The 26,951-nt window shown below is 67.0% G+C and carries 27 protein-coding genes; 23 read left to right on the top strand and 4 right to left on the bottom strand.

Annotation, left to right across the window (positions count from 1 at the left end):
* Window positions 1–575 precede the first annotated feature (575 nt).
* The 7 genes from AO501_RS18650 (at window position 576) to AO501_RS18620 (ending at window position 7,727) form a co-directional block, all read left to right on the top strand.
* On the top strand, window positions 576–1,877 hold the full coding sequence (locus AO501_RS18650; RefSeq protein ID WP_055579127.1) for a PPE family protein: 1,302 nt from the start codon (window positions 576–578) through the stop codon (window positions 1,875–1,877).
* Between the two features lie 76 nt (window positions 1,878–1,953).
* On the top strand, window positions 1,954–3,357 hold the full coding sequence (locus AO501_RS18645) for a PPE family protein (RefSeq protein ID WP_055579126.1): 1,404 nt from the start codon (window positions 1,954–1,956) through the stop codon (window positions 3,355–3,357).
* Window positions 3,358–3,388: 31 nt separating this feature from the next.
* A complete protein-coding gene (locus AO501_RS18640; protein WP_055579125.1) occupies window positions 3,389–3,712 on the top strand; it encodes a DUF732 domain-containing protein in 324 nt (107 codons plus the stop codon).
* A 172-nt stretch (window positions 3,713–3,884) separates the two neighbouring features.
* The gene (locus AO501_RS18635) at window positions 3,885–5,129 is read left to right on the top strand and encodes a PPE family protein (protein ID WP_055579124.1); all 1,245 of its coding nucleotides are present in this window, start codon (window positions 3,885–3,887) and stop codon (window positions 5,127–5,129) included.
* A 32-nt stretch (window positions 5,130–5,161) separates the two neighbouring features.
* Window positions 5,162–6,586, top strand: coding sequence for a PPE family protein (locus tag AO501_RS18630; RefSeq protein WP_055579123.1), 1,425 nt, complete (start codon window positions 5,162–5,164; stop codon window positions 6,584–6,586).
* Window positions 6,586–6,921, top strand: a complete 336-nt coding sequence (locus tag AO501_RS18625) for a DUF732 domain-containing protein (protein ID WP_055579122.1) — start codon at window positions 6,586–6,588, stop codon at window positions 6,919–6,921. Before AO501_RS18630 ends, AO501_RS18625 begins: the two co-directional genes overlap by 1 nt.
* 80 nt (window positions 6,922–7,001) lie before the next feature.
* A complete protein-coding gene (locus AO501_RS18620) occupies window positions 7,002–7,727 on the top strand; it encodes an MgtC/SapB family protein (protein ID WP_055579121.1) in 726 nt (241 codons plus the stop codon).
* Between the two features lie 2 nt (window positions 7,728–7,729).
* On the opposite strand, the gene AO501_RS18615 is transcribed toward AO501_RS18620, so the two are convergent.
* Both AO501_RS18615 and AO501_RS36045 read right to left on the bottom strand, forming a co-directional pair.
* Window positions 7,730–8,896 carry an NAD(P)/FAD-dependent oxidoreductase gene (locus AO501_RS18615; RefSeq protein WP_231752541.1) on the bottom strand — a complete coding sequence of 389 codons (1,167 nt, stop codon included), beginning with the start codon at window positions 8,894–8,896 and terminating at the stop codon, window positions 7,730–7,732.
* Window positions 8,893–9,825 (bottom strand): alpha/beta hydrolase fold domain-containing protein, encoded by a 933-nt coding sequence (locus AO501_RS36045; protein ID WP_156452666.1) that lies wholly within the window; start codon window positions 9,823–9,825, stop codon window positions 8,893–8,895. The genes AO501_RS18615 and AO501_RS36045 overlap by 4 nt, the downstream gene beginning before the upstream one ends.
* Before the next feature lie 60 nt (window positions 9,826–9,885).
* Here AO501_RS36045 and AO501_RS18605 point away from each other — a divergent pair, with 60 nt between their 5' ends.
* Window positions 9,886–10,839: a sterol desaturase family protein gene (locus tag AO501_RS18605; RefSeq protein ID WP_055579119.1), complete on the top strand. Its 954-nt coding sequence runs from the start codon at window positions 9,886–9,888 to the stop codon at window positions 10,837–10,839.
* 99 nt (window positions 10,840–10,938) lie between these two features.
* Window positions 10,939–11,601, top strand: a complete 663-nt coding sequence (locus AO501_RS18600) for a hypothetical protein (protein WP_055579118.1) — start codon at window positions 10,939–10,941, stop codon at window positions 11,599–11,601.
* Here the strand turns inward: AO501_RS18600 and AO501_RS18595 are convergent.
* The gene (locus tag AO501_RS18595) at window positions 11,591–12,037 is read right to left on the bottom strand and encodes a nitroreductase family deazaflavin-dependent oxidoreductase (RefSeq protein ID WP_055579117.1); all 447 of its coding nucleotides are present in this window, start codon (window positions 12,035–12,037) and stop codon (window positions 11,591–11,593) included. The two genes, AO501_RS18600 and AO501_RS18595, sit on opposite strands and share 11 nt — an antisense overlap.
* A gap of 110 nt (window positions 12,038–12,147) precedes the next feature.
* Between AO501_RS18595 and AO501_RS18590 the strand changes: the two genes are divergently transcribed.
* From AO501_RS18590 to AO501_RS18575, 4 genes are all read left to right on the top strand, one after another.
* On the top strand, window positions 12,148–12,837 hold the full coding sequence (locus AO501_RS18590; RefSeq protein ID WP_055579116.1) for a TetR/AcrR family transcriptional regulator: 690 nt from the start codon (window positions 12,148–12,150) through the stop codon (window positions 12,835–12,837).
* A 100-nt stretch (window positions 12,838–12,937) separates the two neighbouring features.
* Window positions 12,938–13,438: a VOC family protein gene (locus AO501_RS18585; protein ID WP_055579115.1), complete on the top strand. Its 501-nt coding sequence runs from the start codon at window positions 12,938–12,940 to the stop codon at window positions 13,436–13,438.
* Window positions 13,435–14,928 carry an FAD-binding protein gene (locus tag AO501_RS18580; RefSeq protein WP_055579114.1) on the top strand — a complete coding sequence of 498 codons (1,494 nt, stop codon included), beginning with the start codon at window positions 13,435–13,437 and terminating at the stop codon, window positions 14,926–14,928. Before AO501_RS18585 ends, AO501_RS18580 begins: the two co-directional genes overlap by 4 nt.
* 69 nt (window positions 14,929–14,997) lie before the next feature.
* The gene (locus AO501_RS18575; RefSeq protein WP_055579139.1) at window positions 14,998–15,456 is read left to right on the top strand and encodes a VOC family protein; all 459 of its coding nucleotides are present in this window, start codon (window positions 14,998–15,000) and stop codon (window positions 15,454–15,456) included.
* Here the strand turns inward: AO501_RS18575 and AO501_RS18570 are convergent.
* On the bottom strand, window positions 15,453–17,381 hold the full coding sequence (locus AO501_RS18570) for an ABC transporter ATP-binding protein/permease (RefSeq protein WP_055579113.1): 1,929 nt from the start codon (window positions 17,379–17,381) through the stop codon (window positions 15,453–15,455). The two genes, AO501_RS18575 and AO501_RS18570, sit on opposite strands and share 4 nt — an antisense overlap.
* Window positions 17,382–17,474: 93 nt before the next feature.
* Here AO501_RS18570 and AO501_RS18565 point away from each other — a divergent pair, with 93 nt between their 5' ends.
* The 10 genes from AO501_RS18565 to AO501_RS18520 all read left to right on the top strand — a co-directional run bounded on the left by AO501_RS18565 (window position 17,475) and on the right by AO501_RS18520 (window position 26,694).
* Window positions 17,475–19,118: an acetolactate synthase gene (locus AO501_RS18565; RefSeq protein ID WP_055579112.1), complete on the top strand. Its 1,644-nt coding sequence runs from the start codon at window positions 17,475–17,477 to the stop codon at window positions 19,116–19,118.
* Window positions 19,119–19,141: 23 nt separating this feature from the next.
* Window positions 19,142–21,478 carry an accessory Sec system translocase SecA2 gene (gene secA2, locus AO501_RS18560; protein WP_055579111.1) on the top strand — a complete coding sequence of 779 codons (2,337 nt, stop codon included), beginning with the start codon at window positions 19,142–19,144 and terminating at the stop codon, window positions 21,476–21,478.
* Between the two features lie 97 nt (window positions 21,479–21,575).
* Window positions 21,576–22,166: a CDP-alcohol phosphatidyltransferase family protein gene (locus AO501_RS18555; RefSeq protein ID WP_055579110.1), complete on the top strand. Its 591-nt coding sequence runs from the start codon at window positions 21,576–21,578 to the stop codon at window positions 22,164–22,166.
* A complete protein-coding gene (locus AO501_RS18550) occupies window positions 22,159–23,085 on the top strand; it encodes a DUF881 domain-containing protein (protein ID WP_055579109.1) in 927 nt (308 codons plus the stop codon). The genes AO501_RS18555 and AO501_RS18550 overlap by 8 nt, the downstream gene beginning before the upstream one ends.
* Complete coding sequence (locus AO501_RS18545; RefSeq protein WP_055579108.1) at window positions 23,082–23,414, top strand: small basic family protein; 333 nt, start codon at window positions 23,082–23,084, stop codon at window positions 23,412–23,414. The genes AO501_RS18550 and AO501_RS18545 overlap by 4 nt, the downstream gene beginning before the upstream one ends.
* A gap of 4 nt (window positions 23,415–23,418) precedes the next feature.
* Window positions 23,419–24,234, top strand: a complete 816-nt coding sequence (locus AO501_RS18540; protein ID WP_055579107.1) for a DUF881 domain-containing protein — start codon at window positions 23,419–23,421, stop codon at window positions 24,232–24,234.
* 27 nt (window positions 24,235–24,261) lie between these two features.
* Window positions 24,262–24,666 carry a glycine cleavage system protein GcvH gene (gene gcvH / locus AO501_RS18535; RefSeq protein WP_055579106.1) on the top strand — a complete coding sequence of 135 codons (405 nt, stop codon included), beginning with the start codon at window positions 24,262–24,264 and terminating at the stop codon, window positions 24,664–24,666.
* A 265-nt stretch (window positions 24,667–24,931) separates the two neighbouring features.
* The gene (gene garA, locus AO501_RS18530) at window positions 24,932–25,393 is read left to right on the top strand and encodes a glycogen accumulation regulator GarA (protein WP_120792861.1); all 462 of its coding nucleotides are present in this window, start codon (window positions 24,932–24,934) and stop codon (window positions 25,391–25,393) included.
* Entirely contained in the window at window positions 25,390–26,127 is a 738-nt protein-coding gene (locus AO501_RS18525; RefSeq protein ID WP_055579104.1) for a MerR family transcriptional regulator, read from the top strand. Before garA ends, AO501_RS18525 begins: the two co-directional genes overlap by 4 nt.
* A gap of 72 nt (window positions 26,128–26,199) precedes the next feature.
* Window positions 26,200–26,694: a bifunctional nuclease family protein gene (locus tag AO501_RS18520; protein WP_055579103.1), complete on the top strand. Its 495-nt coding sequence runs from the start codon at window positions 26,200–26,202 to the stop codon at window positions 26,692–26,694.
* The last annotated feature ends 257 nt before the right edge of the window (window positions 26,695–26,951 follow it).

Here is a 26,951-nt window from a genome sequence, read left to right as displayed (position 1 = left end):
TCTCATGACGGCTGGGCGGGCACCAGGCGACATCCTCCCTCACGCGAAGGTCGACGGCGACCGGGCGCGCTCGACCGATTCGGGTCGACCCAGACCGCAACCGGCCCATGACACGTTCCGCAGACGAAAACGGTTCGGATGACCACCTCGACTTGAGCGCGAGATATTCGCGCCGTTATCACCACACTCGGTCGCTATTCTGACGACCCACTCGCCACATTTATCGGGTAGTCCATGAATCATGAATTCAGACTATTTTTGGCAGTGCTAAGCACCTAAATAGCATTTTGCTGCGAAATTTAAGTAACCCTTTGAGCTGGGTAAACCATGCCTACACACATAGCTGTATTCCAATATCACACGCCATCTCTGACCAGTGAGAGTTCTTGTTTACCTTGCGATTACAGTACGGGAACGCGCCGACAATAAGTTCCATTGACGATGGTGTTCGAATCAGACGGGGGGCCTGTATCAGCCAAGCGCTCCGCGCTTACCGAGCCTTTTAATCAGGGAGTGAATGACCGCCGCCGTGGCTCTGCCCGGGCAGTCATCGAGGGGATGAAGAGGTAACACCTATGGATTACGGGGCACTGCCACCCGAGATCAACTCCGGTCGCATGTATACCGGGCCCGGCCCGGGCCCGATGCTGGCCGCAGCCGCGGCCTGGGACGCTCTGGGAGCCGAATTACATTCCACCGCAGCCTCATACGCGGCCGCGATCGAAAACCTGACCGCCGGTACCTGGCAAGGACCGACGGCCATCGCGATGGCGGCCGCGGCAGGCCCCTACGTGTCCTGGATCTCCGCCACCGCCGCCCAGGCCGATCAAGCGGCGGCGCAGGCAAAGATTGCGGTCGGAGCGTACGAAACCGCCTTTGCCGCAACGGTTCCGCCACCGGTCATCGCGGCGAACCGCGCACTGCTGCTGTCGCTGATCGCCACCAATATCTTCGGGCAGAACACTCCCGCCATCGCCGCCACTGAGGCGCAGTATCTGGAGATGTGGGCTCAGGACGCCGTCGCCATGTACGGATACGCCGGATCATCCTCGGCGGCAACCCAATTGACACCTTTCACCGAACCCCCACAAACCACCAGCACCTCGGGACCGGCTCTGCAGGCGGCCGCTGTCACCCAGGCCACCGGCGCATCGACGGGCTCCGATGTGGCGGCGAAGCTGTCCCAGCTGGTCACTTCCGTGCCGACGGCGCTGCAGAACCTCGCGACAACGGTCGGCGCCGCACCGTCAACGGGCTCGACGTCGTTGCTGCAGGGGCTTGCCGTGCCGCAGATAGCCACCGCGTCGCTGCCGCCCTGGCTCTCGACGAACCTGGCGAACTGGAACACCATCATGGGAACCCTCACCGGGCCGTTCTCGCTGCAGGGTCTGAGTTCCATCCCCGGCGGTCCGTTCCTGTCGTTCGGGCAGGTCTACGCCTATGGTCAGAACGGGCAGGGCCTGGCATCCTTCTTCGCGCCGTCGCAGCCCATCACCGGCGCACTTGCGCCCATCGCCCAGTCGATTCCACCGCACCTCACCGGTGCCGGCCCGGTCGGGGCCTCCGGTGCAATGGGACGCGCGGCACTGGTAGGGAGCTTGTCGGTGCCGCAGGGGTGGACCACCGCCGCGCCGGCCATCAGAACGGTCGCCGCGACGCTGTCGGCCAATCTGGCGGCCGCGCCGGCGGCCACCCTGACGGGGGAGTCCGGCGTCTTCAGTCAGATGGCCCTGTCCAGCCTGGCAGGACGCGCTCTGGCTGCCACCACGGCAAGCTCCGGAAGCGGTGGCGCGACGGCCGCATCACTGGGTGGCGTGGTCGCCGAAGCCGACCCCGCCGCGGCGATGATCTTCGTCCTCCCGGCACTGGAGGAATGAGACCGTGACAGCAACGGCGAATCACAGTCCGGCACAAACGATTCAGATGTGTCCACGGGGCAGGGGGTAGACCGACATGTTTTATGCAGCCTTTCCGCCGGAGATCAATTCCGGCCGGATGTACAGCGGTCCGGGCGCGGGACCGATGTTGGCGGCGGCAGCGGCCTGGAACGGCGTCGCCGCTGAACTGCAGTCCACCGCAGCGTCTTTGACCGGGGTGGTCTCCAGCCTGACCAGCGGACCGTGGGTAGGGCCGTCGTCGGCGGCGATGGCTGCGGCGGCGACACCGTACGTGACGTGGGTGAGCGCCACCGCAGCACAGGCCGCGCAAACGGCGAACCAGGCGACGGCGGCGGCAGCCGCCTACGAGACGGCTTTCGCCGCGCATGTGCCGCCGGAGGAGATCGCGGCCAACCGTGCCCAGTTGGCGGCGCTGATGGCCACCAACCTGTTCGGGCAGAACACCGCGGCCATCGCTGCCACGGAGGCCCAGTATGGCGAGTTCTGGGCGCAGGACGCGCTCGCGATGGACAACTACGCCGGTTCGTCGGCCGCCGCCAGCCGCGTCACCCCGTTCACCGAGCCGCCGCAGGTCGTCAACGCGGGCGGTCTGGTCAACCAGGCCGCCGCGGCCGCGCAGTCGGCAGGTACATCGGGCGGCACTGTCGCGCAATCGATCCTGGCGGCCGGCGACCCGGTGTCGGGCTTACTGCAGACGCTGGCGAACCTGAGCACCGACTACACCGCCACCATCAACGGTCTGCTGAACGGCATGTTCGGGCCGGCCGGGGCGTCGACCTACACGACGCTGTATTCCGCTCTCAAGGTGCCGCTGGGCTTCACCACCCAGTTCAACGACATCGGCCTGCTGATCAACTTCCCCGTATCGCAGTTCCTGAAATTCGGTCCGCACTCGGCGGCAGCTTTGAGCGAGCTGCCGAAGGACGCGCTGGGTGGCGGGCTGGCAGCACCGCACTGGGGTCGAGGCTGGCTGACCGGTGCCACCTCGGCGCCGGCCGCCAACTTCGGACGGGGCACCCTGGTCGGTGCGTTGACGGTGCCCCCGAGTTGGGCCGCGAACACCCCGGCCATCCGCACCGTCGCCGCCGCGCTCTCCGCGGCCGGGCCCGAAGCCGTCCCGGCCGCCGAACTCGGTCAGGGCGGGTTGCTCAGCTCGATGTCGCTGGCGGGTATGACGGGCGCCGCCCTGGGCGCCGGGGTGCCCGCACCGTCGGGACGGACGGGCACGCGCAGCCGCCTCACACCCGTCAAGGACCTCAACGACCTCAAATCACCGGAAATGCTCAAACGGATGGTCGCCCAGATATCGGAACGGCCGGACAGCGTTCAGCACCACACGGTCGATCAGGAAGGTCTCGACAGCCTGCTGGAACAACTGGCCAAGAAACCAGGCATCCACGCGGTGCACCTGTCGAAGGGCGATAAGGCGGTGGTGCCTTCGGATGCGCAATTGGGATAGCACGACCCCCCGAGCAAGAAAGGGTTATGACATGAAATTGCTTCTCGCGCTGATCGGCGTGAGTGCCACAATCGGCTTCGCCGTCCCGGCGTACGCCGACCCCTCAGACGATGGCGGTGGGGACGACGCAGGGTTCCTCGCGGCCCTGCACACGGCCGATATCGGCTACAACTCGCCGGCCCAGGCCGTGCGGTCCGCCAAGGCGGTGTGCACCTGCCTGAACAACGGCGAGTCGGGTCTTGAGCTCGTCCATGATGTGCAGACCCACAACCCGGCGTTCAATCTGGATGCCGCGGCCGAGTTCGCCGTCATCTCTTCGAAGTTCTACTGCCCCCAACACCTCTCGAAGAGCTGACAGAAACTCACTCGACTTTCACATAACCGGTACCCAAACCCGCAAATACGTGGAATTGCGCGGAGTGTCATTGGGGCATCTGGTGGACTTCATATGAGATCCGCCGGACCTCCCCGCACAACGGCACCCCGGCGATTACCATGGCGCCCACAATGGGGACCGGAGGGAATAGATGGACTTCGGGGCGTTGCCGCCGGAAATCAACTCGGGACGCATGTACATGGGGGCGGGATCTGGGCCGATGCTGGCTGCCGCAGCGGCGTGGGATGCGCTGGCGGCCGAGATGCACACCACCGCGACCTCCTACGGTTCGACGATCCAGGGCTTGACCGTCGGGTCGTGGCACGGCCCGGCGGCGGCGTCAATGCTGTCGGCGGCGGCGCCGTTCGTCGCGTGGCTCAACGCAACGGGCACTCAGGCCGAGCAGATCGCAGCACAGGCCAAACTCGCCGCGGCGGCATACGAAGGCGCGTTCGCGGCGACCGTGCCGCCGCCCGTCATCGAAGCCAACCGCAGCCTGCTGATGGCGTTGATCGCCACCAACCTGCTCGGTCAGAACACGGCCGCGATCGCTGCCACCGAGGCGCAGTACGTGGAGATGTGGGCTCAGGACGCCGCCGCAATGTATGCATACGCGGCATCGTCGGCCGCCGCGACGGAGCTGACGCCGTTCACCGAGCCTCCGGAGACCACCGATCCGGCTGGGATGGCCAGACAGAGTGCCGCAACCGCTGAGGCTGTCGGCGCTACCGAAATACAATCCCAGCTGGCCCAGCTCATGACCGTCGTCCCGAACGCGCTGCAGACGGTGGGCCCGGCGGCTGCGGCACCCGCGGCTGCGACACCGGTGTCCTCGGTCATCGACGCCATCAACCCCTTTGTCGTGGCGGTCCGCCCCTTCTTCGCTGCCATCACCGGCGCCTACAGCCCGATCGCCGGCATCGTCCTGGGCGGCGGCTGGTGGCTCTTCGCCCTGCAGATCCTCGGCCTGTCGCAGAACGCCCCGGGTGTCGCCTCTTTGCTGAGCACCGGCGGAAAGCCGCTGGCCGGCCTGTCGCCACTACGCGGGGGATACGTGGCCTCGGTCGGGCCCGCCGGCGGGGTGGCCGGGTCGATGGGGCACTCCACCCTGGTCGGATCGCTGTCGGTGCCACAGGGCTGGGTCACGGCCGCTCCCGTGATGAGGACCATGGCATCGGTGCTGCCCGCCGCCACCCCCGAGGCACTGGCGGCGGCGCCCGCGGCGGCCGAGGGTGGCGTGTTCGGAGAGATGGCCATGGCGAGCCTGGCCGGACGCGCGCTGGCCGGGGCCACCGTGCGCACCGTCAGCAACGGCACCGCCGGGGCGTCGGGAGGTGCGGCGGCCGCCGAAGACGTTGCTGCCACGGCGACAATCATCGTGATACCGGCGGACTGACCGATGATGTCTGTAGCGGAAAGGCCCGGGTCATGAGCTTCGCGGTGCGACCGCCGGAGATCACCTCCGGCCTGATGTACGCCGGCCCGGGTGCCGGTCCGATGATTGCGGCCGCCACGGCCTGGGACACCCTGGCGGCCGAACTGCAGGCCACCGCATCCGCATACGGCCTGATCGTCGACGGATTGGCCAACGAATCGTGGACCGGTCCCTCGGCCGCCGCGATGGCCGCGGCCGCGGCACCGTACGTGACCTGGATGTCAGCTACCGCGGCCCAGGCCAAAGCCGCCGCCGATCAGGCGAAAGCGGCCGTGAGCGCCTACGAGGCGGCGTTCGCCGCTGTGGTGCCACCCACGCAGATCGCGATCAACCGCGCCCAGTTGGCGTTGCTGGTGGCCACGAACATCTTCGGGCAGAACACCGGCGCGATCGCAGCCCTCGAGGCCCAGTACGCCGAGATGTGGGCCCAGGACTCTGCGGCGATGTTCGACTACGCCAGTTCGTCAGCGGTCGCCGCCAGGCTGACTCCCTACACCGACCCACCGCAGGTCACCAACGCGGCCGGTCTGAGCAGCCAGCAAGCGGCGGTCGGACAGTCCAGTGCCCTGGCCGCGGGCACGGCGGCGGCAACCGCGGCGGCCACGGCCGCTCCGACGGCGGCGCCGATCTTCCCGTTCGACATCGTCCTGCAGGTCTTCGAGGCTCTCGGCAGCGGCGGCACCGCGTACATCCAGGCCATGGGCCAGCTGCTGAACGCCCTCACCGGAACCCCGTTGGCCGCCTCCACGTGGGAGAACAGCTTCGGAATCCTGGCCGACATCGGCCGGTTCAGCACGGTGGCCAACGACTCCATGAGCGGTCCCAACCTGGGCATGACCGAGTTCAAGCTGTTCTGGAAGCCGCCGCTCGAGGACATCCCGAAGTCGGCACTGGGAGCGGGGCTAGGGATGGCTCCGACTTCCGCCGGCCTGAGCAGCGCGACATCGGCCGGCGCGACGTCGGCGAGCGTGGGTGGCGCCAACGTGGTGGGCAAGCTGTCGGTGCCGCCCAGCTGGGCCTCGGCCACCCCGGCGATCCGGATGGTCTCCACCGCGCTGCCCGCCACCAGCATGGCCGCGGCGCCCGCGGCCGCGCTTCCGGCCGACCTCGTCAACCAGGCGGCGCTGGGCAGTCTGACCGGTGGTGCCGCGGGCACGGTCGGGGCACAGGTCTACAGCGGAAGCGGTGCCCGGGCCCGCGCCAACGGCGGCGAGGGCCCGGTGGAACCGGTGAAACTGGACAAGGTCATCGCCAAGCTGCAGCAGGAGCCCGACGCGGTGCAACACTGGAACGTCGACAAGGCCGGGCTCGACGGGCTCCTCGAGAAACTGTCGAAGAAACCCGGCATCCATGCCGTGCACGTCTCCAACAGTGACAAGCCCAAGATCATGTTGCCCGAGTCGGGGCAGGGCGGCTGATGAGGCTGTTGTCAGCGGTCCTCGCCGCCGCTGCCGCGGCCGCGGCACTAGGTTTTGCCGCACCCGCCCACGGCGACCCCGCGGGGGACGACGCCGCCTTCCTGGCCGCACTCGCCAAGGCCGGCATCACGGTGCCCGACACCAGCCGGGCGATCACGTCGGCGCAGGCCGTGTGCGGGTTGATGCGCAACGGTGAGACCGGTCTGCAGGTCCTGACCGACGTGCGCAACCAGAATCCCGGGCTGACCCTGGACGGTGCGGCACTGTTCACGGCCATCGCGTCGAACACCTACTGCCCCGAGCACCTGGGCCAACCCGAGGGCGGCTACTTCTAGCGACAAGCCGGTTTGCCCGGCCGACACCGAGCGTTAACCCGATTCTGGTTGCCTTGCGGTTCGAGGAAAGGAGTTGCGCCGTGCAGACGTTGACCACTGCCGACTTCGCGCTCCGCCTGGCCGTCGGCGTGGGGTGCGGCGCCCTGATCGGATTGGAGCGCCAGTGGCGGGCCCGCATGGCGGGTTTGCGCACCAACGCGCTCGTGGCGGCCGGTGCCACGCTGTTCGTGCTTTACGCCGCCGCGACCGAGGACAGCAGCCCCACCCGGGTCGCGTCGTACGTCGTCTCCGGCATCGGATTTCTGGGCGGCGGTGTCATCCTGCGCCAGGGCGCCAACGTCCGCGGGCTCAACACGGCGGCCACCCTGTGGTGCTCGGCCGCCGTCGGCGTGCTGGCGGCCTCCGGACACCTGGTGTTCGCCTTGATCGCCACCGGCACGGTGATCGTCATCCACCTGTTCGGACGCCCGTTGGGTCGGCTCATCGACCACGACGACACCGGCGACGACGACGAGGGCCTCGAACCGTTCCAGGTCCAGGTGGTCTGCCGGCCCAAGTCGGCGCAGTATGCCCGGGCCCAGATCGTCCAGCACACTCGCAGCAATGACATCATCCTGCGCGGTATCCACACCGGACAGTCCGACGACAATGCCGCGCTGACCGCGCATGTGCTGCTGGGCGGTCATTCCGCGGCCAAACTGGAACGGCTGGTGGCCGAGTTGTCGCTGCAACCGGGCATCTATGCGGTGCACTGGTACGCCGGCGAGCAGAACAGCCCGATGCTGCCCACCGCCCAACCCGACTGATATCAGGGTCGCGCCTGCAGCTCCGGCGCGGCGGCGGCGAGCAGGTCCGCGCGGCTGGCGGTCAGGGGTGGATAGATCCGCTTGGTGTTGATCGTGTGTTTGGTGGCCTTGGCCTGATCGCCCTGAGCCACCACGAGGCGATCCCACCCTTCGGTGTACACCGCACCCGCCGGACCGAGGTCGAGAACCGTGACATACCAAGGGATTCGCAGCGCGAGCATCGGCTCGCCGAACAGCTCGCTGATGACGTTGTATCCCGCGTACCGTCCCATCGGCCGGCCGTGCTGACACGACATGACAGACAGGTGCTCGTCGTCCATGCGGGCCGCGGCCACATCGCCGGCGGCGAACATCGCAGGGACCCCGATCACCCGTAGGTAGTCGTCGACCGCAACGCGCCCCAATCGGTCGCGGGTCACCGGCAACTGGCCGGTCAGCGCATTGGCCCGCATTCCGGCACACCAGACCACGGTGGCGGTGTCCAGCTGCTCGCCCGAGGTAAGCGACACACCGGCCGGCCCCACGGCCGTCACGCCGACACCAGTGCGACACTCAACGCCGTTGTCCGCCAAGGCTTTCTCGATCACCGGCCGCGCCGAAGCGCCCATGTCCGAACCGACCAGCGGGTTGTGGTCGACCAGCACCACGCGCGGAGTCAGCCCCAGTTCGCGCAGCCGGTGCGGCAGCTCGCAGGCTGTCTCGATCCCGGTCAGCCCAGCCCCGACCACCACAACGGTGGCCGTCGCCGGCCCAGCGGGCAACGCTTCCAGATGGTGCCGCAGGCGCTCGGCACCGTCGTAGGTGTCGACGTCGAAAGCGAATTCGCGCAGCCCCGGCAGGTCGGGTTTGTTCACCCTGCTGCCCGCCGCGAGCACCAACCGGTCGTATCCGTACGTCGTACCGGCCGAGGTGGTGACGGTGCGGGCATCGGTGTCGATGTGCGTCACCTCGGCGGTGACGTGCGCGACGCCGACGGGGTCGAGCAACTCGGCGAGCGGGATGCGGCAGGCGCTCAGGTCGTCCTCGTAGTTACGCACCCGGATGTCGTGGAACGGTTGGGCGCTGAGCACCGTGACCTCCACGCTCCCCGGGGGGACCGTGAGTTCGTCGAGACGGCGCGCCGCACCCAGCGCCGCCCACAGTCCGGCAAAACCGGAACCGATGATCAGGACCCGGGTTGACCCGCCAGCACGTTGCGGATCTGGCCCAGCGTCGCCTTGGCCTTGTGGCCGGGGAGGAGCATCCACGTGTGCATGCCTCCCTCGAGTTCGTACCAGCCGATGTCCAGGCCTTCGGACGTCGCACGCCGGCGAAAAGCGCGAGCGTCGGGGTTGAGTACATCATGGGTCCCGGTGAACACGGTCAATCTCGGCAGCCCGTCCAGCGGTCCCACGCTGGGGCTGAGCAGGGGAGTGTCCAGCGGATCGCCGCCGGCGTAGCGAATTCCGGCCGCACGCAGATCGTCGAGGTTGAGGAAAGGGTCGATTTTGGCGACGTTGGGCACATCCGGGTCCGGCAGCCCCAGATGCATCCAGGGCGAGAGCAGCACAGCATCCGTGGGCTTCGGCAGGCCCGCGTCCCGCACGGCGTGACACAGCGCGAAGGCCATCCCGCCCCCGGCCGAATCTCCCATGAAGGCCACGGAATCCGGTTCACGCGTCTCCAAAATGCTTCGGTAGAGCTGCAGCAGGAACGGAAACACCTGCCGATAGTTGCTTTCGGGCGCGATCGGGTAGATCGGCACCGTGATGGTGCGGTTCAACATGGTCGCCAGCCGGGCAATGGCCGGCCAGTGAAAATGGGGCAGCAGATCCAGCACATAGGCGCCGCCGTGCAGGTAGATCAGGTGACCCGTGTGGTCGCGGACGTCACTGTGACGTGGGGTGACCTGGTAGACCGGACGGCCGTTGAGGTCCTCGCGAACGACCTCGACCTTCTTCTGGACCAGCTTGGACGGCATCCCGCAGTAGGGCGGACGGGGGTTGGCGGCCCAGCTCGCCAGCTTCGCCGGCGGGAACATCCGGTTGCGCATGCCGGACGCGCGGAGCAGACGCTGGGTCACGTGCGGTTTGTGCACCGGGCGCGTCAGAGTTCTCACTGGTGCCTACCGTGCGAGAACCCGGTACGTTCCGACCGCGATGACAGTAATCTGGCTGCCGTGAGTGCTATAGCGGGCTTTTTCACGGGGCTGCCCCCGGAAATGCGGGACCCGGTGCTGTTTGCCATACCGTTCTTCCTCTTGCTGTTGACCCTGGAGTGGACGGCGGCCCGCAAGCTGGAGAAGCTTGATGCCGCTGCTGCCAAGAACCCGTCGAAGGACAGGCCGTCGTCGGGGGCATACCTGACCCGCGACTCCATGGCGAGCATCTCGATGGGTCTGGTGTCGATTGCCACGACTGCCGCCTGGAAGACCTTGGCGCTGTTCGGGTATGCCGGAATCTATGCCTACCTCGCCCCGTGGCACCTCCCTGCGACCAAGTGGTACACCTGGGTCGCCGCAATCGTCGGCGTAGACCTGCTGTACTACGCCTACCACCGCGTCGCCCACCGCATCCGGCTCATCTGGGCTACCCACCAGGCGCACCACTCAAGCCAATACTTCAACTTCGCCACCGCGCTGCGGCAAAAGTGGAACAACAGCGGCGAGATCCTGATGTGGTTGCCCCTGCCGCTGCTCGGGCTCCCGCCGTGGCTGATCTTCTTCAGCTGGTCGCTGAACCTCATCTACCAGTTCTGGGTGCACACCGAGCGCATCGACAAGCTGCCGCGTTGGTTTGAGTTCATCTTCAACACCCCGTCCCACCACCGCGTGCATCACGGCATGGACCCGGAGTACCTGGACAAGAACTACGGCGGCATCTTCATCCTTTTCGACCGCCTGTTCGGCAGCTTCCAGAAGGAGACGTTCCGGCCGCACTACGGCTTGACCAAGCAGGTCGACACGTTCAACATCTGGAAGCTGCAGACGCACGAATACGTGGCCATTGCGCGCGACGTCCGCGCGGCGACCCGGCTGCGCGACCGGTTCGGCTACGTCTTCGGGCCCCCGGGGTGGGCGCCCCGCACGGCCGACCAGACCCACAAAAGCGCGCCACTTGCCACATCGCGGTAACGCAGCGCGATTCCCGGGCGATGACCTATACGGGGTTATCAATCCGTAACCTCGATAGGGGAGGTCGGCACTGTGTCGGCCCGAGATGATCGGAGTCCGATGGTGCGCCGCACGGTGTTGCGTTCAGTAACCGCATCCCTGATGCTCGTGGCGTCGGTGTCGGCGCTCGCGCCGGCAACCGCCAGCGCAGACCCCACGGTCGTGTATCCCGGGATGGAGATCCACCAGGACAATCGGGTCTGCACCCTGGGATTCGTCGATGTCCGCATGCACACGGCGTACACGGCCGGGCACTGCCGCGGGGGCGGCGCCGTCACCGACCAGGCCAACAACGTCATCGGGCATATGACGACCTTCCGCGACAACACGCCGACCGGTTCGACGGTAGCCACCGACCAGCAGATCGCCGACTACGAGGCGATTGCCCTGGCGGACAACGTGACGGTGAGCAACGCGCTGCCGGGTGGCCGCCAGCTGCGGTCCGGGCCGGGCACGGTGAGTCCGGGTCAGGCGGTCTGCCACTTCGGCATCATCACCGGCGAGACCTGCGGGACGGTGGAAAGCGTCAACAACGGCTGGTTCACCATGACCAACGGAGTGCAGACCCAGCAGGGTGACTCCGGCGGACCGATCTACCTCGCGGGCGATGGATCCGGCCAAATCGTGGGAATCTTCAACAGCGTGTGGGGCACCCTGCCCGCGGCGGTCCTCTGGGCGTCGGTCTCCCAGCAGGTCCGCGAGGACACCGGTTTCAATCCGTAGTCGCCAGCGCGAACACCGGGATCCGGGTCCCGGCAGCGCGCAACTCCTCGGTGCCGGATTGTGGCGTCACGCCGCCGACGTAGTCCTTCACCTGCCAAAACCACCGCTGCAGATAACTGCGAAGAATCTCGGGTTTGTCGTCGTCGGCAACCTCGGTGACGGTGGCGCGCCGACGCCGCCAGCGCGGGCCGGTCTCGACCACCCCCGCGGCCCTGACGTTGCGGGCCCACTGGGTATTGCCGCGGGGTGAGACGAGGTACTCAGCGCCGTCGGCGACCAGCACGTTGACCACCACGCTGCGCGGTTGGCCGGTCTTGCGCCCACGCACCCGCAGCGCCCGGGTGCCGGCGATGCTGACGCCGGATTCCGCGAGCCAGCGGATGACCGTGTTCGCGTACTGCGCGACGCGATGTGGTTGCTGATACTGCGTGGTCATCACTGCCTCCCAGGCACAAACGAGAGCAGTGCTCTCACTTGTCGATTACCGTGTCACAACCGTGACCGAAAAGCAAGAGCGGTGATCTCGGTCCTGCCACACTTGACGCCGTGGGCAAGCGCCAGGAGTCGCGGGAACAGATCGAGGCGAACATCGTCGAAGTCGGGCGCCGCCATCTGCTGGAGCACGGCGCGGCCGGATTGTCGCTGCGGGCCATCGCCCGCGAACTGGGCATGGTTTCCTCGGCGGTGTACCGCTACGTCGCCAACCGGGACGAGCTGTTGACGTTGCTGCTGGTCGATGCGTATTCCGACCTCGCCGAGGCGGTGCGCCAGGCCCGCGAAAGCACCCAGAGCGATTCGTGGAGCGAGGACGTGCTGGCCATCACGCACGCGGTGCGAGCCTGGGCGGTCGCGCACCCGGCGAGATGGGCATTGCTGTACGGCAGCCCGGTGCCCGGGTATCACGCGCCGCCGGAGCGCACCGTGGGAGTGGGCACCCGCGTGGTGGCGGATCTGTTCGACGCGATCGCGGCGGGCATCACCACCGGCGACATCATGCTCACCAGTGATGCCGCGCCGCAACCGATGTCGTCGGACTTCGAACGCATTCGGCACGAGTTCGGCTTTCCGGGCGATGATCGCGTGATGGCCAGGTGTTTTCTGCTGTGGGCCGGCGTGTTGGGTGCGATCAGCATGGAGGTCTTCGAGCAGTACGGTGCCGATACCGTGACCGACCCCAGGAGCGTGTTCGACACCCAGGTCCGGTTGCTGATCGGCCTGTTCGGCCAGCCGAATTAGAACACGTTCAGCCAGCCGCTTGGGACCGGGCACAGACGGCCACGGCAAAGTCTTTCCCCGTTCTTTCAGCTGACCTCGGGCTGCGCTAGTCTGCGAGACGATGAACTTTCTCGCTGCGTCACCGATCCAGATCGCCTGGGTGACGCCGGACCTCGATGCCACAGAAACGGCCCTCACCGGGCTTTTAGGTGCCCGCAAGTGGGTGCGGATACCCGATGTCCACTTCTCGCCGGACACCTGCCGGCTGCGGGGCGAGCCGGCCGATTTCGTCGCCGGCATCTCGCTGAGCTACCTCGGGGATATGCAGCTGGAGCTGATCGCTCCGGTCCGCGGGGAGAATATCTATAGTGAGTTTCTGCGCGACCACGGCCCGGGTCTGCATCACATCTGCATGGAGGCCGAATCGCTTGAGGCCTTCGATGCCGCACTGGCCGACGCGGCCCGTCACGACGCCGAGGTGGTGCAGCAGGGCGTGATGCCCGGTGGCATCCACTTCGCTTATGTCAGCGCGCCGCAAGCGGGGGTCCCGTTTGTGGAGATCGCGTACCTCTCGCCCGAGATCAAAGCGTTCTACGACTACATAAAACAGGAGCAGCGGTGAGCACCGACATTCCAACGACGGTCAGCGCGGACACGGTCGAGTCCTGGTCGGATGAGGTCGACGTGCTCGTGATCGGCTTCGGCATCGCCGGCGGGTGCGCAGCGGTCAGCGCCGCCGCCGCGGGTGCCCGGGTGCTAATTCTGGAACGCGCCGCGGCCGCGGGGGGCACCACCTCCATGGCCGGGGGGCACTTCTACCTGGGTGGCGGCACTGCCGTACAACAGGCGACCAATCAGGACGACTCGCCCGAGGAGATGTACAAGTACCTGGTCGCGGTGTCCCGCGAGCCTGAACTCGACAAGATCCGCAGCTATTGCGACGACAGTGTCGAGCACTTCAATTGGCTTGAGGCACTTGGCTTTCAGTTCGAGCGCAGTTACTACCCCGGCAAGGTTGTGGTGCCGCCGGGCACCGAGGGGCTCAGCTATACCGGCAACGAGAAAGTGTGGCCGTACTGCGAACAGGCCAAGCCGGCGCCGCGTGGGCATTCCGTGCCGGTGCCCGGCGAATTGGGCGGTGCCGCAATGGTCATCGACCTGCTCGTCAAGCGCGCCGACGAACTCGGCGTGCAGGTCCAGTACGAAACCGGGGTGACCAACCTCATCGTCGACGGCGACGGCGCAGTCGTCGGCGCGAGCTGGAAGCGGTTCTCCGAGACCGGATCCGTGCGAGCGAAGGCTGTCGTCATCGCCGCCGGCGGTTTCGCGATGAACCCCGAGATGGTCGCCGAGCACACGCCGGCGCTCGGTCAGCCGCGGCGCACTAAACACCATGGTCTGGTTGCGCCCTACATCCTGGGCAACCCCCACGACGACGGACTCGGCATCCGGCTCGGTGTGTCGGCGGGCGGCGTCACCAAGAACATGGACGAGCTGTTCATCACGGCGGCGGCCTATCCGCCGGAGATCCTGCTGACCGGTCTCATCGTCAACAAGGAAGGCAAACGCTTCGTCGCCGAGGACTCCTATCACTCGCGCACCTCGGCGTTCGTGCTCGAGCAGCCCGAGCAGACCGCGTATCTGATTGTCGACGAGACGCACATGAAGATGCCCGAGTTGCCGCTGATCAAGTTTCTGGACGGGTACGAGACAGTCGCCGAAATAGAGACCGCACTCGGCATCCCCACGGGCAACCTCGCGCAAACGCTGCAGCGCTACAACGAATCCGCCGCGAAGGGTGCGGACCCGGACTTCCACAAGCAGCCTGAATACCTTGCCCCGCAAGATAAAAGCCCCTGGGCGGTGTTCGATCTGTCGCTCGGGCGGGCGATGTACTCCGGATTCACCATGGGCGGCCTGACGGTCACCGTCGACGGTGAGGTGCGGCGGGCTGACGGCAGTGTGATCCCCGGGCTCTATGCGGCCGGAGCCTGTGCCTCCAACATCGCTCAGGACGGCAAGGGTTATGCCAGTGGAACGCAGCTGGGGGAGGGGTCCTTCTTCGGGCGCCGCGCCGGAGCGCACGCGGCCCGGCGGGCGGCGGGCGCGTAGGCGCCGTCAGACCCAGCCGGAGCGCACGCGGCCCGGCGGGCGGCAGGCCATCGTCGTAACGTGCAGCACGTGGCCATCAAACTTGAAAACGTCGGCATCGCCGTTCGCGACCTCGAAGCGACGATCTCCTTTTTCACCGATCTCGGTCTCACGGTCGTGGGCCGTGACACGGTCAGCGGTGAGTGGACCGAGACCGCCGTCGGCCTCGATGGCAACCACGCCAACATCGCGATGCTCGAGACCCCGGACGGTCACGGCCGACTTGAGCTCTTCGAGTACATCCACCCGGCAGCGATCGAGTCTGAACCCACCCTTCCCAACGAGATTGGTATGCACCGCGTCGCGTTTTCAGTCGACGACATCGACCGGGCTCTGGAGATCGCAGCGAGGCACGGATGCCATCCGCTGCGCGGCGTGGCGACCTATGAAAACACCTACAAGCTCAGTTACGTCCGCGGTCCCAGTGGCATCATCGTGATGCTCGCTCAAGAGTTGACGGAGCACCGAGCTTTGTCAGACGCCGACTAGGTGACTTCCGAGGGGGCCGCCTTGGTTTCGACCGGCCCCAGCCGCCACTGCGCTTCGCCGAGCAGTTCCAGGTGCCGCTTGTGGTGTTGCTCGACGGTGGGGCGGTGGCTCACGCTGATCAGGATGGTGTCCGGAAGCTCGGTACGCACCAGCTTGTACAGCGCGAACTCCAGGCCCGGGTCCAGCGCCGAGGTGGCCTCGTCGAGGAAGACGGCCTTGGGTTTGGTGAGCAGAATCCGGGCGAACGCAACCCGCTGCTGCTCACCCGGCGAGAGCACCTTGGCCCAGTCCTGATCCTCATCGAGACGCGCGATCAGCGGAGCCAGAGCGACCTTGGTCAACACGTCGTGCAGTTCCGCCTCGGAGACATCCTCGGTCGACAGCGGGTAGCACACCACCGAACGCAGATCACCCAGCGGCACATAGGGCAACTGGGACAGGAACATCGTCTCGTTGTCGCCGCCGGGGCGGTGCAGGGTGCCGGTGGCGAACGGCCACAACTCGGCGAGGCTGCGCAGCAGGGTGGTCTTGCCCGATCCGGAGCGGCCGGTGATCACCAGCGAGTCGCCGGTCTCCAGACGCACATCCAACGGGTCGATCAACCGGTCGCCATCGGGCTTGCGCACCTCGACGTTGTCGATCTGCACCGACCCGTCGGTGCTCGGCAGGGCCAACACCGACGGCAGTGCCCGCCCTTGCTCGTTGGCTTCGACCAGGCCGTGCAGCCGGATGATGGCCGCCCGGTACGACGCGAACGAATCGTAAGCGTTACGGAAGAACGACAACGAGTCCGAGATATTGCCGAATGACGACGCCGTCTGACTGACGTCACCGAAATCGATTGCGCCGGCGAACAATCGAGGGGCCTGAATCAACCACGGCAACGGCACGATCGCCTGACTCACCGCCAGGTTCCAGCCATAGAAGCCGACGCTGCGGTTGACGTACTTGAGGTAGTTGTCGATGACGGGGGTGAAACGCTTACGCAACTGGGTGCGTTCGGCCCGCTCGCCGCGGTAGAAGCCGACCGCCTCGGCGGCGTCGCGCACCCGCACCAACGCATATCGGAAAGCGGCATTGAGCTTTTCGTTGCGGAAGCTCAGCCAGATCAGCGGACGGCCGATGATGAACGAGATGACGGTGGCGATGAGCACGTAGACGATCACCGTCCAGAACATCACCCGGGGGAAGTCGATCCCGAAGATGGTGAGCGTGCCGGACAGGTTCCACAGGATTGCGGTGAACGAGACGACTGAAATCACCGATTGCACGGCGCCGAACAGCAGAATGCTTCCCGTTCCGGTCCCCGGCTGATTCGGCCCGTTACCCGTTCCCGCGGTGAAGATGTCGATGTCCTGCTGGATGCGTTGGTCCGGGTTGTCGATCGTTTCGTCGATGAACAGGTCCCGGTAGTAGGCGCGGCCGGCGAGCCAGTCCCCGGTGAGGTGGTCGGTCAGCCAGACGCGCCAGGCGACGACGAACCGCTGGGTCAGGTAGATATCGGCCATCACCCGGGCCACGTGGATCACGGCCATGATGCTGAAAATCCCGATCGACATCCAAAAGCCATGCACACCGGAGTTTTTGACGACATCATTGTCGCCGGCGGCACCCTGGAAGGCCTTCTGCAGGGCGGTGTACATGTCGTTGCCCTGGTAGCTGAACAACACATTCAGCCGTACCGCCAGCACCACCGAAAGCAGCAGCACACCGAACATCAGCCAGACCCGGACACTGTGGCGACCGGTGAAATACCCGCCTGTGATCCGCCAGAACTGCCGGCCCCACGGCGTGATGAACCGGAACAGCACGAGCGCGAACAAGAGGGCGACGGCACTGATCGACCATGCGATGGCGGTCCACCGCAACGAATCAATGAGCGCGTGTGACCAGTCGATCGACGGCGTAAACGGCTTCGGACCCACGGCCTTGTCTCCTCACGGTCGAGGTGTTCTGCGCGGCTGAGCAACAGAAATCCTCCGGCGAAGGTACCCGAAGCGGATGGATAGGCTGCGAATATGACCACCGAAGCCGCCCCAGCCCAGACCGTGCACGCCGGACGACTCATCGCCCGCCGGCTCAGGGCGAGCGGCATCGACACGCTTTTCACGCTGTCCGGCGGACATCTGTTCTCGATCTACGACGGTTGCCGCGACGAGGGTGTCCGCCTGATCGACACCCGCCACGAGCAGACGGCGACATTCGCCGCCGAGGGCTGGTCCAAGGTGACCCGGGTGCCCGGGGTGGCCGCCCTGACCGCCGGCCCGGGCATCACCAACGGCATGAGCGCCATGGCTGCCGCGCAGCAGAACCAGTCGCCGCTGGTGGTGCTGGGCGGCCGGGCACCGGCAGGTCGCTGGGGGATGGGTTCGTTGCAGGAGATCGACCACGTGCCGTTCGTGGCGCCGCTGTCCCGCTTCGCCGCCACCGCACAGTCGGCGCAGGACGCCGGCTCGCTCCTCGATGAGGCGCTGCGGGCGTCGGTCGGGGCCCCGTCGGGCGTCGGATTCGTCGATTTCCCGATGGATCACGTGTTCTCCGTGTCCGAGGACGACGGCCGCCCCGGCACCCTGAGCGACCTGCCCGAGCCGCCCGCTGTTGACGCCGACGCGCTGGATCGGGCCGTCGACCTGCTGTCCAAAGCCGAGCGTCCGGTGATCATGGCCGGTACCAACGTGTGGTGGGGGCACGGGGAAACCGCGCTGCTGCGGCTCGCCGAACAGCTGCGCATCCCGGTGCTGATGAACGGGATGGCCCGCGGTGTGGTGCCCGCCGACCATCCGCTGGCGTTCTCGCGGGCGCGTTCGAGGGCCCTGGGCGGAGCCGATGTCGCGCTGATCGTCGGGGTGCCGATGGATTTCCGGCTCGGCTTCGGCGGGGTCTTCGGCGCGGACACCCAGCTCGTCGTCGTCGACCGCGCCCGACCCGGGCGCGCCCATCCGCGTCCGGTCGCCGCCGAGCTGTACGGCGACCTGACCGCGATCCTGTCCGCACTGGCCGGATCGGGCACGCCTGGGCACCAGGAGTGGATCGACGGACTGCGCACCGCCGAGACCGCTGCGCGGGACCTGGAGCGGGCCGAACTGGCCGAGGACCGCATCCCACTGCACCCGATGCGGGTATACGCCGAACTGGCTCCGCTGCTGGACCGCGACGCCATCGTCGTGATCGACGCCGGCGACTTCGGGTCCTACGCCGGCCGGGTGATCGACAGCTACCAGCCCGGCTGCTGGTTGGACAGCGGTCCCTTCGGGTGTCTGGGATCGGGCCCCGGTTACGCGCTGGCGGCCAAGCTGGCCCACCCCGAACGTCAGGTGGTCCTGTTGCAGGGTGACGGCGCGTTCGGGTTCAGCGGCATGGAGTGGGACACCCTGGTCCGGCACGGGGTGCCGGTGGTGTCGGTGGTGGGCAACAACGGCATCTGGGGGCTGGAGAAGCACCCGATGGAGGCGTTGTACGGCTATTCGGTGGTGGCCGAGCTGCGCCCGGGAACCCGCTACGACGAGGTGGCACGCGTGCTGGGCGGCCACGGCGAGCTGGTGGCGGCGCCCGCGGAGCTGCGCCCGGCCCTGGAACGCGCTTTCGCCAGCGGGCTGCCCGCCGTGGTCAACGTGCTCACCGACCCGAGCGTCGCCTACCCGCGCCGATCCAACCTGGCCTGATGCCAACCGCGTACCGTGGGGCTGTGCCGAAGACCACCCGCTCCCAGCCCGGACGGCTGAGCAGCCGCTTCTGGCGCCTGCTCGGCGCCACGACGGAAAAGAACCGCAGCCGCTCGATGGCCGTGGTGACCGATTCCGAAGAGTACGAGAAGGAAGCCGCCGACCTCACCGACGAGAAGCTGCGTAAGGCCGCCGGGCTGCTCAACCTGGACGATCTGGCGGACTCCGCCGACATCCCGCAGTTCCTGGCGATCGCCCGGGAAGCGGGCGAGCGTGCCACCGGCCTGCGTCCGTTCGACGTGCAGTTGCTCGGGGCGCTGCGGATGCTGGCCGGCGACGTGATCGAAATGGCCACCGGCGAAGGCAAGACGCTGGCCGGGGCTATCGCCGCGGCCGGCTACGCGCTGGCGGGGCGGCACGTGCATGTGGTGACCATCAACGACTATCTGGCCCGCCGGGACGCGGAGTGGATGGGACCGCTGATCGAGGCGATGGGACTGACGGTCGGCTGGATCACCGCCGAGTCGACCAGCGAGGAACGCAGAACGGCCTACGGTTGCGACGTCACCTACGCGTCGGTCAACGAGATCGGCTTCGACGTGCTGCGCGACCAGCTGGTCACCGACGTCGACGACCTGGTGTCACCCAACCCCGACGTCGCGCTGATCGACGAGGCCGACTCGGTGCTGGTGGACGAGGCCCTGGTGCCGCTGGTGCTCGCCGGCACTACCCACCGCGAGACGCCGCGGCTCGAGATCATCAAGCTGGTCGGCCAGCTCGTCCACCACAAGAACGCCGACGACTACTTCGCCACCGACGCCGACAGCCGCAACGTGCACCTGACCGAGATGGGCGCCCGCAAGCTCGAGAAGGCGCTCGGCGGCATCGACCTGTACTCCGAGGAACACGTCGGGACCACGCTCACCGAGATCAACGTCGCTTTGCACGCCCATGTGCTGCTGCAGCGCGACGTCCACTACATCGTGCGCGATGACGCGGTGCACCTCATCAATTCGTCCCGCGGTCGCATCGCCCAGCTGCAGCGCTGGCCGGACGGCCTGCAGGCGGCCGTCGAGGCCAAGGAAGGGATCGAGACCACCGAGACCGGCGAGGTTCTCGACACCATCACCGTGCAGGCGCTGATCAACCGCTACACCACCGTCTGCGGCATGACCGGCACCGCGCTGGCCGCCGGCGAGCAGCTGCGCCAGTTCTACAAGCTCGGGGTGTCGCCGATACCGCCCAACACCCCGAACATCCGCGAGGACGAGTCCGACCGCGTCTACATCACCGCCGCCGCCAAGAACGACGCGATCGTGGAGCACATCGCGGAAGTACACGAGACCGGGCAGCCCGTCCTGGTCGGAACCCGCGACGTCGCCGAATCCGAGGACCTGTACGAGCGGCTGACCCGGCGCAATGTCCCCGCGGTGCTGCTCAACGCCAAGAACGACGCCGAAGAAGCCCAGGTGATCGCCGAGGCCGGCACCTACGGCTCGGTCACGGTATCCACCCAGATGGCCGGACGCGGCACCGACATCCGCCTGGGCGGCTCCGACGAGTCCGACCACGACCGCGTGGCCGAGCTGGGCGGGCTGCATGTGGTCGGCACCGGCCGCCACCACACCGAACGTCTGGACAATCAGCTGCGCGGCCGGGCCGGGCGTCAGGGCGACCCGGGGTCGTCGGTGTTCTTCTCGAGCTGGGAAGACGACGTGGTGGCGGCCAATCTCGACAGCAACAAGCTGCCCACTGAAACCGACGAGGACGGCCGCATTCTCAGCCCGAAGACCAACACTCTGCTCGACCATGCACAGCGGGTCGCCGAGGGCCGGCTGCTCGATGTGCACGCGAATACCTGGCGCTACAACCAGCTCATCGCCCAGCAGCGCGCCATCATCGTCGATCGGCGAAACACCTTGCTGCGCACGCCGACTGCGCGCGAGGAGCTGGAGGAGCTGGCACCCAAGCGATACAAGGAACTGCGCGAGGAGATCTCCGAGGAACGCCTGGAGAAGATCTGCCGGCTGATCATGCTGTATCACCTCGACCGCGGCTGGGCCGATCACCTGGCCTACCTGGCCGACATCCGGGAGAGCATCCACCTGCGCGCGCTCGGGCGCCAGAACCCGCTCGACGAATTCCACCGGATGGCGGTGGACGCATTCGCGTCGCTGGCCGCCGACGCCATCGAGGCGGCGCAGCAGACGTTCGAGACGGCGAACATCCTCGAGGACGAGCCGGGTCTGGACCTGTCCAAGCTGGCCCGCCCGACGTCGACGTGGACCTACATGGTCAATGACAACCCGCTGTCTGACGACACGCTGTCCACCCTGAGCCTGCCGGGCGTCTTCCGCTGAGTCCTCCCTCCGCCGTGCGTGAAGCTGGCTTCACGCACGTGTCCGACGGTGAAGCCAGCTTCACGGTCGAGCGGGTTCCGGGCTAATGTCACGGCACATGGAGCCAGTGCTCGCGCAGAACCGGGTCCTGACGGTGCCCAATGTGCTGAGCGTCGTCCGCCTCGGCCTGATCCCGGTCTTCGTCTACCTGATGCTGGTCACTCACACCCTCAGCTGGGCGGTGGCGATCCTGATGTTCAGCGGGTTCTCGGACTGGGCGGACGGCAAGATCGCCCGACTGCTCAATCAGCAGTCGCGGCTGGGCATGTTGCTGGATCCGGCCGTCGACCGGCTCTACATGGTGACCGTGCCGATCGTCTTCGCGATCAGCGGCATCGCCCCGTGGTGGTTCGTGCTGGCGCTGCTGGCCCGCGACGCGGCGCTGGCCGGCACCCTGCCGCTGCTGTGGAGCCGCGGGCTGTCGGCGCTGCCGGTCTCCTATGTGGGCAAGGCCGCGACGTTCGCGCTGATGTCCGGTTTCCCGCTGGTGCTGCTGGGGCAGTGGGACGCGCTGTGGAGCCGCGTCGTGCTGGCCTGTGGCTGGGCGTTTCTGATCTGGGGGCTGTACATGTACCTGTGGGCGTTCGTGCTCTACATCGTGCAGATGGTCCTGGTGATGCGCCGGATGCCGAAGGTCAGCCGTGGCTGAGCCCGACCGGCTGCTGGGAGGCTACGACCCCAACGCCGGCTTCAGCACCCACGATGCGGCCCGCCCCAAACGCATTCCGGTGCCGTCCCTGTTGCGCGCGCTGCTGTCCGAACATCTCGACCCCGGCTACGCGGCGGCGGCCGCCGAACGAGAGCGCCGCGCCGAACCCGAGAGCCGGCGCGAGCGCGCGTTCGGGTGGCTGTGGCAGGCGCTGGCCGCGACCCTGGTGGCGGCCGTGTTCGCCGCCGCCGTCGCCCAGGCCCGCTCGGTCGCTCCCGGGGTTCGCTCCGCGCAGCAGCTGCTGGCCTCCAATGTGCGTCTGACCCAAGCCACGGCAACCCGGCTGGCCCAGCAGCGCAGCGCGCTGGCGGCCAAGGTCGATCAGGTGCAGCGCCTCGCTCTGGCGGACGACGCCGAGGGCCAACGGCTGTTGAACGGTTTGGACGCGCTCAGCCTGGCGGCGGCCAGCACGCCGGTGACCGGGCCCGGCCTGACGGTGACCGTGACCGACCCCGGCGCCGGCCCGAACCTGTCCGACGCGTCCAAGCAACGGGTCAGCGGTAGTCAGCAGATCATCCTCGACCGCGACCTGCAACTCGTCGTGAATTCGTTGTGGGCCAGTGGCGCGGAAGCCATTTCGGTCGACGGTGCCAGAATCGGGCCCAACGTGACCATCCGGCAGGCCGGGGGCGCGATCCTGGTCGACAACAACCCGACCACCAGTCCGTACACCATCCTGGCGGTCGGCCCGTCGAAGGCGATGCGGGACACCTTCGATCGCAGTCCCGGGTTGCGTCGGCTTAGGCTGCTGGAGGCCTCCTACGGGGTAGGCGTCAGTGTGAACCTCGGCGACAGCCTGGCTCTGCCGGCCGGAGCGATCCGGGACATCAAGTTCGCCAGAGAGATTGGGCCCAAGTGATCGGTATTGCCGCGCTCGTCATCGGCATCGTGCTCGGGCTGGTGTTTCATCCCAGCGTTCCCGAGGTCATCCAGCCGTATCTGCCGATCGCGGTGGTCGCCGCGCTCGACGCGGTGTTCGGCGGGTTGCGCGCCTACCTGGAGCGGATCTTCGACCCCAAGGTTTTCGTTGTCTCGTTCGTGTTTAACGTCCTGGTCGCGGCACTGATCGTCTACGTCGGCGACCAACTGGGCGTCGGCACCCAGCTGTCGACGGCGATCATCGTGGTGCTGGGAATCCGGATCTTCGGCAACGCGGCCGCGCTGCGCCGCCGGCTGTTCGGAGCGTGACGAGATGTCCGACGTTGAGCCGAACCCCCACGAGAAGGACGAAAAGCCCGTCCAGCACGGGCGGCACGAGCTGCCGGCAAAGCGTTCGAACGGCGGCCGCACCGGTATGCGGGCGGCGCTGACCGGCGGCAGGTCCCGACTGGTGTTCGGCAGCCTGGCGGTGTTGCTGTGCCTGGTCCTGGGCATAGCGATCGTTACCCAGGTGCGGCAGAACGAATCCGGCGATTCCCTGGAGACGGCCCGTCCCGCGGACCTGTTGGTACTGCTGGACTCGTTGCGGCAGCGCGAGGCGACGCTGAGCACCGAGGTGGCGGATCTGCAGAACACCCTGAACGCGTTGCAGGCCTCGGGCAACACCGACCAGGCCGCGATCGAGAGCGCGCAGGCGAGACTGGCCGCGTTGTCCATCCTGGCCGGCGCGGTGGGGGCGACCGGTCCGGGTGTCACCGTGAAGATCGAGGATCCCGGGCCCGGCGTCGCACCCGAAGTGATGCTTGACGTCATCAACGAGCTGCGCGCGGCGGGCGCCGAGGCGGTCGAGATCAACGACACCCGGCAGTCCGTGCGGGTCGGTGTCGACACCTGGGTCACCGGCTCGGCGGGTGCCCTCACCATCGACAGCAAGCCGTTCTCGCCGCCGTATTCGATTCTGGCGATTGGTGATCCGCCCACGCTGGCCGCGGCCATGAACATCCCGGGCGGGGCCGAGGACAGCGTCAAGCGGGTGGGCGGCCGGATGTCGGTGCAGCAGGCCGACCGCATCGAGGTGACCACCTTGCGACAACCAAAACCGCACCAATACGCTCAGCCCGGCAAGTGAACCAACACCGACCAGAACAGGATCACCGTGACCGATATCCCGTCCGATCTGCACTACACCACCGAACACGAGTGGGTTCGCCGCAGCGCGGAAGACACCGTTCGGGTCGGGATCACCGATTTCGCTCAGTCGGCGCTGGGTGACGTCGTGTTCGTTCAGTTGCCCGATGTGGGCGCCGAGCTCAGTGCCGGCGACTCGTTCGGTGAGGTGGAATCGACGAAGTCGGTGTCCGATCTCTACGCCCCGATCACGGGCAAGGTGTCCGCGGTCAACGGTGAGCTGGAGAGCACACCGCAGCTGCTCAACTCCGATCCCTACGGCGAAGGATGGTTGCTGGAGCTCCAGGTCGACAGCGCCGACGCCGGCGAACTGGACGCGGCGATCGCGGGACTGCTCGACGCTGAGGCGTACCGCGGCACGCTGACCGAATGACGGTTGCTAAGGTCCCGAAAGCGTTGCGTGGCAGGATCCGGGACCGGTCGGGGGATTCGGTAGATCTAGGAGAAGCCGGGATGTCGGGCTTAGGATCCTGCAGGGGTCGGCACACGGCCGACCCGTGCGCGGTACGGTCAAGACATCGGTTATTTCAAGCAGTGGACAGCAGCGCAGTACAGGCGGTAGATCCGAGTGGGCGACCGGCCGAACGGCCCGGTCAGACAACGCCACAGCGGCCAGTGAGGAGCAGCGGGTGACGGGAATGGATAACGACCAGAGTGATGAAGTCACCGTGGAGACCACCTCGGTCTTCCGCGCAGACTTCCTCAACGAACTGGACGCGCCCGCTCAGTCGGGTACCGAGAGTTCGGTGTCCGGGGTGGAGGGCCTCCCGGCGGGCTCGGCGTTGCTGGTCGTCAAACGCGGACCCAACGCCGGTTCCCGCTTCCTGCTGGACCAGGCCATCACGTCCGCCGGCCGGCACCCCGACAGCGACATCTTCCTCGACGACGTGACGGTGAGCCGCCGGCACGCCGAATTCCGTTTGGAAGGCGGCGAGTTCAGCGTCGTCGACGTGGGCAGCCTGAACGGCACCTACGTCAATCGCGAGCCGGTGGACTCCGCCGTGCTGGCCAACGGCGACGAAGTTCAGATCGGCAAGTTCCGTCTGGTATTCCTGACCGGCCCCAAGGGTGACGACGACGGGGGATCCGGGGGCCAGTGACCGCGCCCGATAGCCCTGCGCTCGCCGGGATGTCGATCGGGGCGGTCCTGGACTTGCTGCGACCTGATTTTCCCGACGTCACAATCTCCAAGATTCGTTTCTTGGAGGCCGAAGGGCTGGTGACGCCTCAACGCGCGGCGTCGGGTTATCGGAGGTTCACGGCCTACGACTGTGCGCGGCTGCGCTTCATCCTCACCGCGCAACGGGATCACTACCTCCCCCTGAAGGTGATCAGGGCTCAGCTGGACGCGCTGCCCGACGGGGAACTGCCGGCGGTCGGGTCTCCCTACGGCGTACCGCGATTGGTCACGGCCGCCGACGGCGCCGGCTCCGAAGCGGTCTCCGATTCCGTGGCGCCGCCGCGTATCCGGCTCAGTCGCGAAGACCTGCTGGAACGGTCGGGGGTCGACGACCAGCTGCTGACGGCCCTGCTGAAGGCCGGCGTGATCACCACCGGCCCGGCCGGTTTTTTCGACGAACACGCCGTGGTGATTCTTCAATGTGCGCGGGCGCTGGCCGATTACGGCGTCGAACCCAGACATCTGCGGGCGTTCCGTTCTGCGGCCGACCGACAGTCGGACCTGATCGCCCAGATCGCCGGTCCGCTGGTCAAGGCAGACAAAGCCGGCGCACGCGACCGTGCCGACGACCTGGCGCGAGAGGTGGCCGCGCTGGCAATCACCTTGCACACCTCACTGATCAAGTCCGCCGTCCGCGACGTACTGCACCGCTGAGGACTAGACTTCCTTCGACAGCTGGTATTCGGCGAATTGAGTCACAGCAGCGCGTGCGGAGGGCAGACACAGATGGGTGAAGTTCGTGTTGTCGGCATTCGCGTCGAGCAGCCCCAGAACCAGCCGGTGCTGTTGCTGCGCGAGGCAAACGGTGACCGCTATCTGCCGATCTGGATCGGCCAGTCGGAGGCCGCGGCCATCGCGCTCGAGCAACAGGGGGTGGAGCCACCCCGTCCGCTGACTCACGATCTGATCAGGGATCTCATTGCCGCACTTGGGCATTCGCTCAAAGAGGTGCGCATCGTCGATTTACAGGAAGGCACGTTCTACGCCGACCTGATCTTCGACCGCGACATCAAGGTGTCGGCCCGGCCGTCGGATTCGGTCGCGATCGCCCTGCGGGTCGGTGTCCCGATCTACGTCGAGGAGGACGTTCTCGCCCAGGCCGGTCTGTTGATTCCCGACGAGGGTGACGAAGAGTCCAGCAGTGCCGTCCGTGAGGACGAGGTGGAGAAGTTCAAGGAGTTTCTCGACAGCGTCTCCCCGGACGACTTCAAGGCGACCTGACCGGCGCACGCCCGTGTTGCGCGGGTACCCCCCACATGTCACGGATGCGTCTCATATCACACAACGGATTGTCGACACGCCTGGCAGATATCGCCGACTGATCCGGGCGGCAGCCATACTTTGTTGACGAGTTGATGATCGACCACAGCACAGCGGCCACCGAACAGCGTATGCTCTCAAACACTCGAACCTGAGATAACGTGGCTGTTGGGGCAGCCAGTGCCGCAGCTAGTGACAACAGCGCGATCGGCGAGAGG

Origin of the sequence: Mycobacterium gordonae (assembly GCF_001417955.2) — a bacterium.
Lineage (GTDB): Bacteria > Actinomycetota > Actinomycetes > Mycobacteriales > Mycobacteriaceae > Mycobacterium > Mycobacterium gordonae_B.
Note: the sequence above shows the minus strand (reverse complement) of the source record. Positions and strands in the feature narration are given on the sequence as shown.